Source organism: Lagierella sp. ICN-221743 (assembly GCF_037890055.1).
GTDB lineage: Bacteria > Bacillota > Clostridia > Tissierellales > Peptoniphilaceae > Mediannikoviicoccus.
In genome coordinates this window covers 40,529-55,644 of record NZ_JBBKBD010000001.1, presented here as the reverse complement: position 1 = coordinate 55,644, position 15,116 = coordinate 40,529, and the positions used below count along the sequence as shown (strand labels likewise).

Annotated in this window: 11 protein-coding genes, 3 tRNA genes and 1 other RNA gene; 12 read left to right on the top strand and 3 right to left on the bottom strand. The window is 30.7% G+C overall.

Features of this window, described 5'->3' with window-relative positions; translation table 11 throughout:
• Position 1: 1 nt before the first annotated feature.
• The 7 genes from WKS98_RS00275 (at position 2) to rnpB (ending at position 7,956) form a co-directional block, all read left to right on the top strand.
• On the top strand, positions 2-2,035 hold the full coding sequence (locus WKS98_RS00275; RefSeq protein WP_498915890.1) for a bifunctional 4-hydroxy-3-methylbut-2-enyl diphosphate reductase/30S ribosomal protein S1: 2,034 nt from the start codon (positions 2-4) through the stop codon (positions 2,033-2,035).
• Positions 2,036-2,140: 105 nt separating this feature from the next.
• Positions 2,141-3,163: a deoxyguanosinetriphosphate triphosphohydrolase gene (locus WKS98_RS00270; RefSeq protein WP_498915889.1), complete on the top strand. Its 1,023-nt coding sequence runs from the start codon at positions 2,141-2,143 to the stop codon at positions 3,161-3,163.
• A gap of 10 nt (positions 3,164-3,173) precedes the next feature.
• Complete coding sequence (gene dnaG / locus WKS98_RS00265) at positions 3,174-4,943, top strand: DNA primase (protein WP_498915887.1); 1,770 nt, start codon at positions 3,174-3,176, stop codon at positions 4,941-4,943.
• A 14-nt stretch (positions 4,944-4,957) separates the two neighbouring features.
• A complete protein-coding gene (gene rpoD / locus WKS98_RS00260) occupies positions 4,958-6,157 on the top strand; it encodes an RNA polymerase sigma factor RpoD (protein WP_498915885.1) in 1,200 nt (399 codons plus the stop codon).
• Positions 6,158-6,159: 2 nt separating this feature from the next.
• Entirely contained in the window at positions 6,160-6,861 is a 702-nt protein-coding gene (locus tag WKS98_RS00255) for a tRNA (adenine(22)-N(1))-methyltransferase (protein WP_498915883.1), read from the top strand.
• A complete protein-coding gene (locus WKS98_RS00250; protein ID WP_498915882.1) occupies positions 6,839-7,615 on the top strand; it encodes a Nif3-like dinuclear metal center hexameric protein in 777 nt (258 codons plus the stop codon). The genes WKS98_RS00255 and WKS98_RS00250 overlap by 23 nt, the downstream gene beginning before the upstream one ends.
• 16 nt (positions 7,616-7,631) lie before the next feature.
• An RNA gene (rnpB, locus tag WKS98_RS00245) (RNase P RNA component class A) lies at positions 7,632-7,956 on the top strand.
• Between the two features lie 98 nt (positions 7,957-8,054).
• Here the strand turns inward: rnpB and WKS98_RS00240 are convergent.
• From WKS98_RS00240 to WKS98_RS00230, 3 genes are all read right to left on the bottom strand, one after another.
• A tRNA-Cys gene (locus tag WKS98_RS00240) sits at positions 8,055-8,128 on the bottom strand.
• A 4-nt stretch (positions 8,129-8,132) separates the two neighbouring features.
• Positions 8,133-8,207 (bottom strand) — tRNA-Gly (locus WKS98_RS00235).
• 10 nt (positions 8,208-8,217) lie between these two features.
• Positions 8,218-8,293, bottom strand: a tRNA-Phe gene (locus WKS98_RS00230).
• Between the two features lie 356 nt (positions 8,294-8,649).
• On the opposite strand from WKS98_RS00230, the gene WKS98_RS00225 reads away from it, so the two are divergent.
• The 5 genes from WKS98_RS00225 (at position 8,650) to mobB (ending at position 15,109) form a co-directional block, all read left to right on the top strand.
• On the top strand, positions 8,650-9,420 hold the full coding sequence (locus WKS98_RS00225) for a DUF6873 family GME fold protein (RefSeq protein WP_498915880.1): 771 nt from the start codon (positions 8,650-8,652) through the stop codon (positions 9,418-9,420).
• On the top strand, positions 9,413-10,708 hold the full coding sequence (gene hisS, locus WKS98_RS00220; RefSeq protein WP_498915878.1) for a histidine--tRNA ligase: 1,296 nt from the start codon (positions 9,413-9,415) through the stop codon (positions 10,706-10,708). Before WKS98_RS00225 ends, hisS begins: the two co-directional genes overlap by 8 nt.
• A 199-nt stretch (positions 10,709-10,907) precedes the next feature.
• The gene (thrS, locus tag WKS98_RS00215) at positions 10,908-12,812 is read left to right on the top strand and encodes a threonine--tRNA ligase (RefSeq protein WP_498915876.1); all 1,905 of its coding nucleotides are present in this window, start codon (positions 10,908-10,910) and stop codon (positions 12,810-12,812) included.
• 86 nt (positions 12,813-12,898) lie between these two features.
• A complete protein-coding gene (locus tag WKS98_RS00210; RefSeq protein ID WP_498915874.1) occupies positions 12,899-14,080 on the top strand; it encodes a molybdopterin molybdotransferase MoeA in 1,182 nt (393 codons plus the stop codon).
• Positions 14,081-15,109 (top strand): molybdopterin-guanine dinucleotide biosynthesis protein B, encoded by a 1,029-nt coding sequence (mobB, locus tag WKS98_RS00205; RefSeq protein ID WP_498915872.1) that lies wholly within the window; start codon positions 14,081-14,083, stop codon positions 15,107-15,109.
• Positions 15,110-15,116: the final 7 nt, after the last annotated feature.

The window sequence follows — 15,116 nt, the reverse complement described above, 5'->3', positions numbered from 1 at the left end:
CATGGAAATTATAATTGCGGATCACTCAGGATTTTGTTTTGGCGTAAAAAATGCCGTAGAAAAAACTGAAGAAACTTTAAAATCTAATATAAATACAATTGCAACTGGAGATTTGATTCATAATCCTCAGGAAGTAAATAGATTGAAAGGTTTAGGATTTAAAATAGAAAATAATCCAACACTTACACATGAAGAAGCAAATATAATAATTAGAAGCCATGGGGAAACACTGGAAAATATAGAAAAGTATAAAGAATTAGGATACAATGTTATAGACTGCACATGCCCTGTGCTTTTGTCTATTTACAAAAGGATTCAAAAGGCTGAGGAAGAAGGATATAAAATAGTTATTATAGGAAAGAAAGAACACCCTGAAATCATAGCTATGGCAGGACATTTAAAGAAAGAACCTATTATAATTAATTCAGCAGATGAAGCAAAAAAAGTAGTTGGACTAGACAAATTATATATAATTTCACAAACTACAAACATTTACGAGAAATTTTTTGAATTATCTGATATAATAGAGGATAGCAATACTAATGTAGTGATAAAAAATACAATATGCAATGCAACGAAGAATAGACAACAGGCGACTATTGAACTGGCAAAGACAGTTGATGCAATGGTTGTTATAGGAGGAAGAACGAGCTCAAATACTAACAAGCTCTTTGAATTGTCCAAAAAGCATTGTAAAAATACATTTATGATTGAAACCATAGATGATTTATCTTTACAAGAAGTATGTAAATATAATAAAATAGGAATTACGGCGGGTGCATCCACACCTGCTTGGATAATTGAGGAGGTTGTTCAAGTAATGGATAATTACAGCAAAGACGAATTTATGGAGCAAGTAGAGGGTAGTATTACAAAGATATACCCTAAAGACGTGGTTAAGGGTAGCGTTATTTACGTTACTGATTCTGAAGTTATGGTCAACATTGGCTACACTTCAGACGGGATAATTAAGCAAGATGAGCTTTCATCTGATCCTGATGCTAAACCTAGAGATCTTTTTAAAGAAGGTCAAGAAGTTGAAGTTTATGTTATCAAACTAGATGATGGTGAAGGTAATGTAGTTCTTTCAACTAGAAGAGTAGAAGGTTTAAAGAATTGGAGAAAGTTAGTAGAAATTTCAGAAAATGATGAAACAGTTGAAGCTAAGGTTACAAAGCTAGTTAAAGGTGGACTTTTAGCAACTGTATTTGATATTAACGCTTTTATTCCAGGATCACAAGTTGCTACTACTTTTGTCAAGGATTTATCTCCTTATGTTGGTGAAACTTTAGAATGTAAAATAATCAACTTAGATGAAAAGAAGAGAAGACTTGTTTTATCAAGCAGAGTTATTGAAGAAGCAAAACTTCAAAAGAAAATGGACGAAGCTTGGGAAAACATTGAAGTTGGTAAAGTAATAGAAGGAAGAGTTGAAAGATTAACTGATTTCGGAGCTTTTGTCGACATAGGAGGAGTAGATGGTTTAATTCACATCTCTGACATTTCTTGGAAGAGAATAAATCATCCATCAGATGTTCTAAAAGTAGGCGACGAAATTGAAGTAAAAATATTAAGAGCTAATAGAGAAAGAAATAGAATTTCTCTAGGATTAAAACAATTAACAAAGAAACCTTTTGAAGAATTCATGGAAAATAATAAAGAGGGAGATATTGTTAAAGGAGAAGTTGTTAATCTTCTAGACTTTGGCGCTTTTGTAAGACTTCAAGAAGGTGTTGAAGGTTTAGTACACGTTTCACAAATTTCATATGAACATGTTGAAAAGCCATCAGATGAGCTTAACATTGGAGATGAAATAGAAGCTAAGATATTAGAAATTAATCCTGAAAGCAAGAGAATTGCTTTAAGTATAAAAGAAACTAAGGAAAAACCTGAAGCAAAACCAAGACCACAACCAAAGAAGTCTCCAAAACCTAAACAAGAAAAAGCTCCTGAATATGAAAATCAAGAATTAGAACATAATCTAGGAGATTTAATTGCAGCTAAGCTTGACGAAAACGAAGATAGCGAAGAATAAAAAATTAAAAGGTAGAGTTAGCTCTATCTTTTTTTATTCGTATTTTGTGGAAGTTTAATCTAATTGGGTATCTATTTTATTAGATAGATAATAAGGAGAGCTTTGATGAATACCAGGGTTAAACAGGAAGAATTTGAAATTAAAAATCTGTCAAAATACGCTACAAAGAGTAAATTTGCAGTTAGAGATATTGATGAAGAGGCTGATTTTTATAGAACTTCATTCCAAAGAGATAGAGACAGAATAATTCATTCAAAATCTTTTAGAAGATTGAAACATAAAACACAGGTCTATATTTCCCCAGAAAAAGATCATTATAGAACAAGATTGACACATACTCTTGAGGTAGCTCAAATTGCAAGAACTATTGCAAGAGCATTAGAACTCAATGAAGACTTAACAGAAGCAATTGCTTTATCACATGATTTAGGTCATACTCCCTTTGGACACATGGGTGAAGATGCACTTAATTCTTTAAACCCCAATGGTTTTAAACATTATATGCAATCAAGTAGAATTGTTAAATATTTAGAGATAAGAAAACAGAAACATGGCTTAAACCTTACAAGAGAAGTTATAGACGGAATTGTAAACCACACAGGAGATAATAAAGCTACCACACTGGAAGGACGAGTAATTAAATTTGCCGATAGAATAGCTTATATTAACCATGACATTGATGATTCTATAAGAGCAGGCATATTAACTGAAGAAGACTTACCAGAAAACATACGTGAAAAACTTGGCAAATCTCCATCTGAAAGAATTAACAACATGGTAGTTAATGTTATAAATGAAAGCTATGGTAAAGATGATATTCTTATGGGTGATGAAGAATATAGCCTTATGATGCAGCTTAGAAAATTTATGTTTCAAGAAGTTTATTTTAACCCAATTGTTAAACAAGATGAGGAAAAAGCAAAGGCATTAATTGAAAGATTATATTCATACTATTTAAAAAACATTTACAAATTACCAAATGAACATTTAGAAATTTATAAAAATAATGAGAATTTAAAAGATTCTAGCAAGGAGGATATAGTTACAGACTATATTGCTGGAATGACTGATACTTTTGCCATACAGGAATATAAAAATATTTTTATTCCAAAACAATGGCATATTTAATGGAGGAAATATGGCATATATACCTGAAGAGAAAATTCAAGATATTAAAGATCAACTTGATATTGTAAATATTATTTCTGATTATGTAGAATTAAAACCTTCAGGACAGAACTATATTGGACTTTGTCCTTTTCATAATGAAAAAACACCTTCCTTTACTGTTTCAAGAAGTAAGGGAATTTTCCATTGTTTTGGATGTGGTGTTGGGGGAGATGCTATAACATTCATTATGAAAAAAGAGAATATGAACTATGTAGAAGCAATTCATTTTTTAGCTGATAAATTAGGGATTTTTCTTGATACAGGAAATGTTGATAAGAAACTTTATGAACATAGGAAGGTTTTACTTCGAATTAATGAAGAAGCCAAGTACTATTTTTTTCAACAATTATTAACTTATCAACTTCCAAAAGAGTATTTATCAAAAAGAGGACTAAACAAGTCGGTGGTAAATAAATTTATGTTGGGATATGCTCCAGATGGTTTTGATAATTTACTTAATTATTTCAAAGATAAAAATGTAAAAACAGAGGATTTATTAGAGCTTGGACTAATTAAAAAGTCAGCAAACGGTCATCTATATGATGCATATCGAAACAGATTAATCTTTCCAATTACGAATAATAGAAAAGAGGTAATAGGATTTGGTGGTAGAACTTTGGTTGATGACAGGGCTAAGTATATAAATTCTCCAGAGTCTATTGTTTATCACAAATCAAAAAATTTATATGGAGTTACAAATTTCGGCTCTATTTCTAAAAAAGATAGAGTTGTAATTGTAGAAGGTTATGTTGATGTAATATCATTATATAACTATGGAATTGATTATTGTGTGGCTTCTTTAGGGACTGCACTTACGAAAGAACAAGCAAAGTTAATCAGCCGGTATACAAAGAATATATACTTATGTTATGATGGAGATTCAGCTGGTCAAAGTGCAACTCAAAGAGCGATTGAGATTTTTAAAGAAATTGACATACAGGCTAATGTTATAGAGCTACCAGAACAGCTTGATCCTGATGACTATATAAAAAAATATGGCAAGGAGTCTTTTGAAACCTTAATAACAAATTCTTTAAATTCGATTTTATATAACTATACAAAGCTTTTAAAAAATTATGACCTTGAAGACATTAATAGCAAGACAGAATTTTTGAATGAGCTTGTAAAGCTACTCAGTGAAATTGATAATAAACTTGTTCAAGATGAGTATTTAACAAGATTTTCTAAAGATTTAGACATAAATGTAAACAGTATTAAATCAGAGCTTAGCAAGCAAAAAAAATATTCAAAAACTCCTATAAAAGATACTCCTAAAGTAAATAGGGTAAATAATAATAAATTAATTTTCCTAGAAAGCATCAAGTATTATCTTTTTAATAATGATGTTGAATTAAGAAGTAAAATACTAAACTCAGTAAATTTTTTAGAGGAAGAAACGGAGTATTTTACACCAACTATTATTTTCATAGAGGAAAATGAACTAACAATAGATAGTACTTTAAGTGATATAAAAGATTTAGATGGAAATAGTAATATAAAAAAAATCATTGAAACTACTTTAAAGACTCAAAGTAGAGATTATTACAATAATAAAGAAAATGCTATAAGATTTTTAAACTCCCTTAAAAGGCATGTTTTAATTATGGAAAGAGATAAACTTAAAGAGCAACTAATTCTTCTTCAAGAAAATGAAGAATTATCTGAAAGTTTAAAAAAATCTTATACCGATTTAGCAAATGAAATATTTAAAATAGATTCGCTTTTGAAAAGTATTTAAAAGGGGAGGGTAACGTGAAGAGTAATAAACAAGAATATTCTGATGAGCTAGAGGGCATAAAAAAAGATATTTTTGAAGAACTATTATCGATTGCATCAGATAATGATGGAATGATTGAGTATAGTAAATTCACAGGTATTGATGGATTTTCTGAATTAACTGAAGATGACATTGAAGAAATAAAAGAATATCTTGATAAAGAGAACATAGAGCTTTTAAAAGAAGATGCCATCGAAAGAGAAGGCCAAACAACTGATAGTGACGATGAAGAACTTGACGAAGATGAAGATGAAGATATAGAAGATATTGATGAAGATGAAGACTATGACGAAGATGAAGATGATTTAAGCAAAGTTAAGAACTTAGCAGTTGACATAAAGGGAATCAATGTAGATGACCCAGTCAAGATGTATTTGAAAGAAATTGGAAAAATTTCTTTACTTTCAGCAGAAGAAGAAGTTGAGCTTGCTCAAAGAATGGAAAATGGAGATGTTTTTGCAAAGAGAAGACTTGCAGAAGCAAACCTTAGACTAGTTGTAAGTATAGCTAAAAGATATGTTGGCAGAGGAATGCAATTTCTTGACTTGATTCAAGAAGGAAATTTAGGCCTTATGAAGGCTGTAGAAAAGTTTGACTACACAAGAGGATTTAAATTCTCAACATATGCAACATGGTGGATAAGACAAGCTATAACAAGAGCAATTGCAGACCAAGCTAGGACTATAAGAATACCAGTTCACATGGTAGAAACAATAAATAAGCTAGTAAGAATTGAAAGGCAATTGATTCAAGCTTTAGGAAGAGATCCTACAAATGAAGAGATTGCAAAAGAAATGGGAATAGATGTAGAAAAAGTTCGAGAAGTAAGAAAAATTGCGCAAGAACCAGTATCATTAGAAACTCCAATAGGAGAAGAAGAAGATAGTCATCTTGGAGACTTTATTGAAGATGATACTGCTGTAGCGCCAGACGAGGCTGCAAACTTTACTATGCTTAGGGAACAACTAGATGAGATTCTATCAACCTTAAATCACAGAGAAAGAAAAGTTCTTGAACTTAGATTTGGATTAACCGATGGAACTCCAAGAACTTTGGAAGAAGTTGGTAAAGAATTTAATGTTACAAGAGAAAGAATAAGACAAATAGAAGCCAAGGCTTTAAGAAAGCTAAAACATCCTAGTAGAAGTCAAAAATTAAGAGACTTTTTGGAGTAAATATGTCAGATAGATTAGAAAAAATTATTGAATTTGTAGAAAAGAATTCTATAGTTGCAGATATTGGAACTGATCATGGATTGGTTCCAATATATTTATCTAAAAATAAAATAGCTAAGAGGATAATTGGGATTGATATTAGTGAGAAATCACTTTTAAAATTGAAATTAAAAATAGAAAATAATTTAAAGTATCAAAATATTTATCCAATAGTTTCTGATGGATTAAAAGTATTAAAACCATTTGAAGTAGATACGATAATTATATCTGGAATGGGAGGACTTTTGATTTCAAAAATTATAGAAGAAAGTCCAGAAATTGCGAAATCTGCAAGCATATTAATACTTCAAGGTAATAATAATATTGAAGCATTAAGAAGATTTCTTCATAAAAATGGATATTCTATTGTAGATGAATCTGATGTATTTGAAAATAGCAAATACTATCAGATATTAAAAGTAGAATCTGGATTAGAACTTTATAAAAAAGATTATTATTATGAGTTTGGGAAAGTTTTGATTGATAAAGGCTCCAATAACTTGAAGGAGTTTATAGAATTAGAAATAGAAAAAATTGACGATATAATTAGAGACATAAAGGCTTTGAGTAAAGAGGACATGACTGAGAAAATCAATAACTTCAATGAAAGAAAAAAATATTTAAAACAGGTGGTAGAAGAGATTGAAAGTAATCGAAGTAATTAATAAATTTGAAGAGGACTGCCCACTAAATCTACAAGAAGACTGGGATAACTGTGGAGTTCAAATAGACTTTAGCAAAGAAGTGTTAAAGGGGATTGTAATAGGATTAGATCTTTCAAGAGAGTTGGTGGACTTTGCAATAGAAAAAAATTCAAACTTAATATTTCTTCATCATCCATTCTTTTTTGAAGATATAAAGTCTTTAGATTTTTATTCAACTAGAGGAAAAATTTTAGAGCTATTGGTTAAAAACAGAATTACAGTTTACTCTGCACATACAAATTTTGATAAAATTAGTTTTGGTGTTTCAAATATTCTCGCAGAAAAACTGGGATTCAAAAATAGTGAAGTTCTTTTTAAAGAAGAAAATTCTGAAAATGGCCTTGGGAAAAAATCTGAAATAGAAAAAAATACTTTATTTAATATGGCTGAGTTTGTTAAAGAAAGATTAAATCTAAGTAGCATAGTGACTTATGGAGATTTCGATAAAGAAATTGAAAAAGTTGCTGTAATGGGTGGTAGCGGTGCATTTGCAATTGATAAGTGCATTGATGAAAAAATAGATTTACTTATTACAGGAGACATAAAATACCATGACGGGCAGAAAGCTTATGAAAACAATCTAGCTATTTTAGATATAGGCCATTATAATTCTGAAATAGACTCTATAGATTTTTTATTTAAATATTTTTCTAAATTTGTGGAAGAAGAAATTCATAGTTTTAAATATGACATTTCAAAAAGAAAAATCATATAATATGTTATAATATACATGAGTAGAAGAGATAATCGCGTGAAATAACGAGGAAAGTCCGTGCACCGTAGAGCAGGATGCTGGATAACGTCCAGTGGGGGCGACCCTAAGGATAGTGCAACAGAGAGATACCGCCATTTTATGGTAAGGGTGGAAAGGTGAGGTAAGAGCTCACCAGGACTTAGGCGACTAAGTTGCTATGTAAACCCCATTTGGTGCAAGATCAAAATGGAATAATGTAGTTGCTCGCTACACCATGGGTAGATCGCTTGACCTTATTGGTAACAATAAGGCTAGACAGATGATTATCTAATACAGAACACGGCTTATTTTCTAGTCCAAAAAAAAACTATCTTAACAGGTAGTTTTTTTTGTATGCAAAAGTATAAATTGTTTAAAATTTTGAAATAAAAAAGGTAGTATATTGTAGAATATACTACCATGGAGGCGACACCCGGATTTGAACCGGGGGTAGAGGTGTTGCAGACCTTTGCCTTACCACTTGGCTATGTCGCCATATTGGAGCGGAAGACGGGACTCGAACCCGCGACCCTCGCCTTGGCAAGGCGATGCTCTACCACTGAGCCACTTCCGCAAATACTTCTTGGTGCCCAGAGCCGGAATCGAACCAGCGACACGAGGATTTTCAGTCCTCTGCTCTACCGACTGAGCTATCTGGGCATATGTATTAAATATTTATGTTATTAAGTGTTTAAAATAATTATTTTTATATTTCCCATCCGCTCATTCTTATTTTGCTTTGCAAAGCCTAAGTCATTGCCACCATTTCCTTTGGGAAATGGACCACTCACTTATACCGACTGAGCTATCTGGGCGAACGATAAAATTATATTTCATCCTAAATATTTAACTAACTACAAGCTTTATGATACAATAATTTTGTAGAAAAGTCAAATTAAATTATATAAGAGTTTATAATCTGATTTGTATGTTTTAACATTGGACATTTCAGATATTATAGTAAAAATTATACCAGATTTAAGATTTAATTTCCAATTTCTAAAAGTTTTTATTTAATGAGTAAAATCGGGGTGAAAAGAATAAATCCATTTGTATTTAATAATAGAGTTAAAGCTGTGATTGTAAGTTATAAAATAAGTAAAAGCTTTGAACAGTTACTTACAGATTTAAATATTGATATAATAAAAACATTACCCATAGAAGAAATAGATGAACCTGTTAAGGATCATCCCGATATGGCAGTACATCCTATAGATAATAATAAATTTGTAGTTTATAATAAGCATAAGGACTACTATGAAGAAAAATTAAAAGAATATGGGATAAAAGTTATTCCGTCTTCAAATGCATTAAATAAATTTTATCCAAATGATGTAGCTCTAAATGTTTCAAGAACAAATGATTATTATTTTTACAAGAACAGCTGCATTGACTTGAGTATAGAAAATTATTTAAAGGAAACTTCAAAACCAAAATTAGTTAAACAGGGTTACAGTAAGTGCTCATCTTTAATAATTGGTAAAGACACAGTTGTAACTTCCGATAAAGGACTTTATAAATCTTATTTAGATACCGGAATAAAATCTTATTTAATCCCATTTGGAGCTATTCTCTTATCAGGATATGATACGGGGTTTATTGGTGGATGTGGTGGAATGATTTCAGAAGATGAAATTTTATTTTATGGTAATTTAGAAAGATATAAATATAGTGACCAGTTAGTTGAAATACTTAACACTGAAAATATAAAATATTATTATCCTAGGGACTGTGAATTTGTAGATCTAGGTTCTATTATAGGTATTAGAGGAGGAATAAATGATTAAACCAAGTATATTATCAGGTATGATGGAGCTACTTCCACAAGACCAGATATTATTTAATGAAATTAAAGATACAATTGAAGAAACTTTTAAAAAGTATGGTTTTTTACCACTGGATACTCCAGTTATGGAAAAACAAGAAATACTTTTTGCAAAAGGTGGCGGAGAAACTTCTAAACAAGTATATGCATTTGAAAAGGGATCTTCAAAGATAGGACTTAGATATGATTTAACTGTTCCTCTTGCAAGATATGTTTCTCAATATTTTAGTGATTTAAATTTTCCTTTTAGACGATATCATATTGCAAAGGTGTACAGAGGGGAAAGAAACCAAAGAGGAAGATACAGAGAGTTTTATCAATGTGATATTGATGTTGTTGGACATGAAAAACTTTCTCTTTATAATGATGCTGAAATTCCTGCAGTAATGAATGAAGTATTTATTAAACTTGGATTTAGTAATTTTAAATTTCTCTTCAATAATAGAAAACTTCTTAATGGATTCTTTGAGTCCATAGGTCTTGATGACTTTATTTTTACATTAAGAACAATTGATAAAATTGATAAAATTGGTAAAGACAATGTTAAGAATGAGTTTTTAGAATATGGTTTGAAATCCGATGTTATTGATAGCTTATTAGAGTTTATTGCTACAAAGGGCAGTAATGATGAAATTATAGAATATTTAGAAAGCCTAGATATCTCTAATGAGTTATTTAATGAAGGTCTTGATGAATTAAAATTTGTATATGAAAATATGAAAGCTCTTGGAGTTAAGGAAGAGAATATCCAAATTCAATTAAGCATAACTAGAGGACTAGATTATTATACTGGATCTGTATATGAAACTATATTAACTGGCTATGAGTCTATTGGATCTGTATGTTCCGGTGGAAGATATGAAAACTTAGCCGAAAACTATACAAAGCAAAAACTTCCTGGAGTTGGAATGAGTATTGGTTTAACAAGGCTTTTCTATCAATTGAAAGAGTCAAATTTATTAAAAGAATCAAATGCTCATATAACAGAATGTTTAATAATACCTATGAAAGGGTATGAAAGTAACGGTATAGAGTTATTGACAGATCTTAGAAAAGATGATAAGATGGTACAAATCTATTTGGAAGGTGGAAAGCTTAAAAAGCAATTTGGATATGCGGATAAGCTAAATGTTCCATATACGATTATCATTGGAGAAGAGGAAGTTAAAACAAAAACTTACTCTTTAAGAAATATGGTTACAGGAGAGCAACTCTCTTGTTCATATGACGAGTTAATTAAATATTTATAAATGATGATGGATCCAAGTAACATATTTAAACTTCAAGAGATTGGTAACAAAGCTGAGAGTTTCCATAAGTAAATGAATATGTGAATACTAATCCGGAGTGAATAATTAAAATGAGAAAAAATTAGGGTGGAACCACGGCTTTTTCGTCCCTACGGTATGTAGGGATGGAGAAGTCTTTTTTATTTAATAGGAGGCAGAGATGATAAAAATTATTTTACCTGATGATTCTGTTAGAGAATACGAATCAGGAGTTTTACTAGGAGAAGTTGCAAAAGATATTTCAGAAGGACTTGCAAGGGTTGTCCTAGGTGCAGTAGTTAATGACAATATAATGGGACTACAAGAGCCTATTAGAGAAGACAGCCATGTAAGATTTGTAAAGTTCGAAGATGATGAAGGGAAGAAAATTTTTTGGCATACTTCAGCTCATATTATGGCCCTTGCGGTACAAAGATTGTATAAAGATGTAAAATTTGGTATAGGACCTGCAATTGCCAATGGATTTTATTATGACTTTGACCTTGAGCACAGATTTACAGACGAAGATCTTCCTAAAATTGAAGAAGAGATGAAGAAGATTATAAAAGAAGGTCATAAAGTTGAAAGATATGAAATGCCAAGAGATGAAGCTGTAAAGTTCTTCGAAGAAAAAGGAGAAAAATACAAAGTTGATTTAATAGAACATCTTCCAGCAGATGAAATAATATCTTTCTATAAGCTAGGTGAATTTATAGATCTTTGTAAAGGCCCTCATCTATATGACATTAAAAAAATAAAAGCTGTAAAACTTCTTTCAGTTGCTGGAGCATATTGGAGAGGCGACGAAAAGAACGATATGCTTCAAAGAATTTATGCAATAAGCTTTGAAAAGCAAAAACAACTTACAGACTATTTAGAATTTATAGAAGAAGCAAAGAAGAGAGACCATAGAAAGTTAGGAAAAGAATTAGATTTATTTAGTTTCCAAGAAGAAGGTCCAGGTTTCCCATTCTTCCATCCAAATGGAATGATAGTGAAAAATGAACTTATGAATTTCTGGAGAGAAGTTCATAAAAAAGAAGGTTATGGAGAAATCCAAACACCGATAATCTTAAGTGAAACACTATGGCACCAATCAGGTCACTGGGATCACTATAAAGAAAATATGTACTTTACAAAGATAGATGACCAAGATTATGCAGTTAAGCCTATGAACTGTCCAGGATCTATATTAATCTATAAGTCTGGAATGCATAGTTATAGAGATTTTCCATTAAAGCTTGCAGAAATGGGTCTTGTTCATAGACACGAGTTATCAGGTGCTTTACATGGTCTATTTAGAGTTAGAGCATTTACACAAGATGATGCCCATATTTATATGTTAAAGGAACAAATTAAGGAAGAAGTATCAAAAGTTATTGACCTTTGTGATTATATTTATTCTGTATTTGGATTTAAATATAATGTTGAGCTTTCAACAAGACCTGAAAACTCAATGGGTTCTGACGAAGATTGGGATGTAGCTATTAACAGTCTAAAAGAAGCTTTAGATTCAAAAGACTTTGAATACACCATCAATGAAGGAGATGGAGCTTTCTATGGACCAAAAATCGACTTCCATTTAGAAGATGCTATTGGAAGAACTTGGCAATGTGGGACAATTCAACTTGACTTCCAAATGCCTGAGAGATTTGAACTAACTTATATTGATAGTGACGGGGAAAAGAAGAGACCTGTAATGGTACACAGAGCAATTCTTGGTTCAATTGAAAGATTTTTAGGAATATTGATTGAACACTATGCTGGTAAGTTCCCTGCATGGCTTGCACCAGTTCAAGCAAGAATTTTACCAATTTCAGATAAGTTTAACGACTATGCTTATGAAATAAATGAAAAGCTAAAAGAGTTAGGAATAAGATCTGAAGTTGATGACAGAGCTGAAAAAGTTGGTTTTAAAATCAGAGAAGCTCAAATTCAAAAAGTTCCTTATAGTTTAATAGTTGGTGAAAAGGAAGTTGAAGAAAGAGCAGTTTCTGTAAGAAAGAGAGACGAGGGAGACAAGGGTTCAATTTCAGTAGATGAATTTGTAAAAAATCTATTAGATGAAATAAAATCAAAAAAATAAATTTATGGCCGATGGTTTTGCTATCGGCTTTTTTAATTAGAGTAATTTCAAAGCATTTGATATAATGTATATTAAGAAGGTGTGAAATGTTAACTGTTAATGAAGCTAGAGAAAAAATTATAGAAAATATAAAGACTTGCAAAGAGACTATTGAGATTCCTTTTTTTGAATCTGCAGGATATGTTTTATCAGAAGATATAATTTCAAATATAGATGTACCAAATTTTCCAAAGTCTGCAATGGATGGATATGCTTTTAATCACAAGGACTTAATTGATGGTGATAAATTCAAAGTAATTGGTGAAAATGCAGCGGGTGACTTTAATAATTATGATTATAAAAAGAATACTTGCGTAAGAGTAATGACTGGGGCATATGTGCCGGAGTGTTATGACTGTGTAGTTAAACAGGAAGATGTCATAATAGAAAATGATATGATTAAAGTTTTAAATCCGGTTGGAAAACATTTTAATTATTGTGTTGTTGGAGAGGATATTAAAAAGGGCGAAACATTAATTAAAAGTAGAACTGTAATAAACTCTGGACACATTGGGATTTTTGCAGGAATTGGTCTGGACAAAATAAAAGTATATAGGCCTTTAAAAGTATCGCTAATTTCTACTGGATCTGAGCTAACAAAACCAGGAGAAAAACTTGAACCTGGAAAAATTTATGCTATATCAACTTTTATGATAGAGTCAATCTTAGAAAAATACAAAATTGAAGTTGTTTCAAATAAGATTATTGATGATGACATTGAGCACATAAAAAGTTCAATACAAGAAGAATCAAAACATGCTGATATTATTATTACAACTGGGGGAGTTTCAGTTGGAAAATATGATTATATTGAAAAAATATATGAAATATTAAATGTGGAAACTTTATTCACAAAAGTAAAAATGAAACCAGGAACTCCAGTTACATCAGGCATATTTGATGAGACACTTATACTTAGTGTATCAGGAAACCCGTTTGCAGCCATGGTAAACTTTCAAGTGCTATTTTGGCCCGCAGTGGAAAAATATTATGGATGTTCTTATTTCAGGAATAAAGTATATGAACGAATAGTGAAAGACAGTTACTTAAAACCTAGTAAGTTAAATAGATTTGTGAGAGCTAAGGCCGATGGGGAATTTGTAGTATTGGAAAATTTGCATAATTCATCTGTTATTTCTAACTTTGCAGAATGTAATTGTCTAGTTCTACAAAATCCTAATGAAGAGATTAAGGAAGGAGATAAAGTAAATATCATTTACTTGTTTTAAATGGACTTAACTATAGGAATTCTTTCAGGCGGTAAAAGTATCAGAATGGGTGCTGATAAAGCAAAACTGCTATATAAAAATAAAACTTTTTTAGAAAATTTAGTGGATGAATTTAAAGGCTATCCAATAATAATTTCAAATAATAACTCCGAAACCGATATCGAAGGATATAAAATTGTAAGGGATAAATATGAAAATATTGGTCCTATAGCAGGTATTCTTGAAATTCTTAAAGAGGCAGAAACGGAAAATGTATTTATAGTTGGCGTTGATATGCAGTTTATGACTTTAGAAGTAGCAGAATTTTTATCAACATATGCTTCAAGTGATAATAGGATAATAACAATTGAACATGATGGAAAACTAAATCCACTTGGTTCAATTTATCCAAAGAGTATTATTCCTATACTTGAAAAAAGAATTACGAATAAAGAATACAAACTTATGGACCTTTTATATGACGAAGACGCTAAGAGAGTTCCTTTAAAATACAGCAAGTTTGACTCTATAATCCTTTCCAATATAAATTATCCATCACAATATAAAAAGCTCCTAGATAACAATATAATTTGTATTTGTGGCAAAAAAAACTCTGGCAAAACCACTTTTATATCAAATGTAATAAATTTACTAAGTACAGAAGGCTACCGGATAAAATATATAAAACATGATGGACATGATTTTACAGTAGATGAAGATAGGGATTCGAATATAGCATTTATAAATGGTGCGATGATAACAGTTGTTTACTCAGATTACAAGTATCAAATTATGGGGAAACCATCAAAGGATATAGAGTATTTTTTAAAAGAATCAAATTACTATGATTTAGTTATTATTGAAGGGCTTAAAGATTCTAATTTTAATAAATATGAGATAGTGAGAAAAGGTAACTCTAATGAAACTATTTCATCGGGTCATTTAAAAGGAGTTATAACCGATTTAGATAAAAAACAATTTGATGTAGAAACTTATGATTTAAATGATGCGAGGAAATTTGTTGAACACTTAAAAAAAGAATATCTCTAGAGGGATA

Excerpts from the sequence above, each read along its gene's own strand:
- WKS98_RS00275 (WP_498915890.1), top strand. The coding sequence starts at position 2 with ATGGAAATTATAATTGCGGATCACTCAGGATTTTGTTTTGGCGTAAAA.
- WKS98_RS00270 (WP_498915889.1), top strand. The coding sequence starts at position 2,141 with ATGAATACCAGGGTTAAACAGGAAGAATTTGAAATTAAAAATCTGTCA.
- dnaG (WP_498915887.1), top strand. The coding sequence starts at position 3,174 with ATGGCATATATACCTGAAGAGAAAATTCAAGATATTAAAGATCAACTT.
- WKS98_RS00255 (WP_498915883.1), top strand. The coding sequence starts at position 6,160 with ATGTCAGATAGATTAGAAAAAATTATTGAATTTGTAGAAAAGAATTCT.
- WKS98_RS00225 (WP_498915880.1), top strand. The coding sequence starts at position 8,650 with ATGAGTAAAATCGGGGTGAAAAGAATAAATCCATTTGTATTTAATAAT.
- hisS (WP_498915878.1), top strand. The coding sequence starts at position 9,413 with ATGATTAAACCAAGTATATTATCAGGTATGATGGAGCTACTTCCACAA.
- thrS (WP_498915876.1), top strand. The coding sequence starts at position 10,908 with ATGATAAAAATTATTTTACCTGATGATTCTGTTAGAGAATACGAATCA.
- WKS98_RS00210 (WP_498915874.1), top strand. The coding sequence starts at position 12,899 with ATGTTAACTGTTAATGAAGCTAGAGAAAAAATTATAGAAAATATAAAG.
- mobB (WP_498915872.1), top strand. The coding sequence starts at position 14,081 with ATGGACTTAACTATAGGAATTCTTTCAGGCGGTAAAAGTATCAGAATG.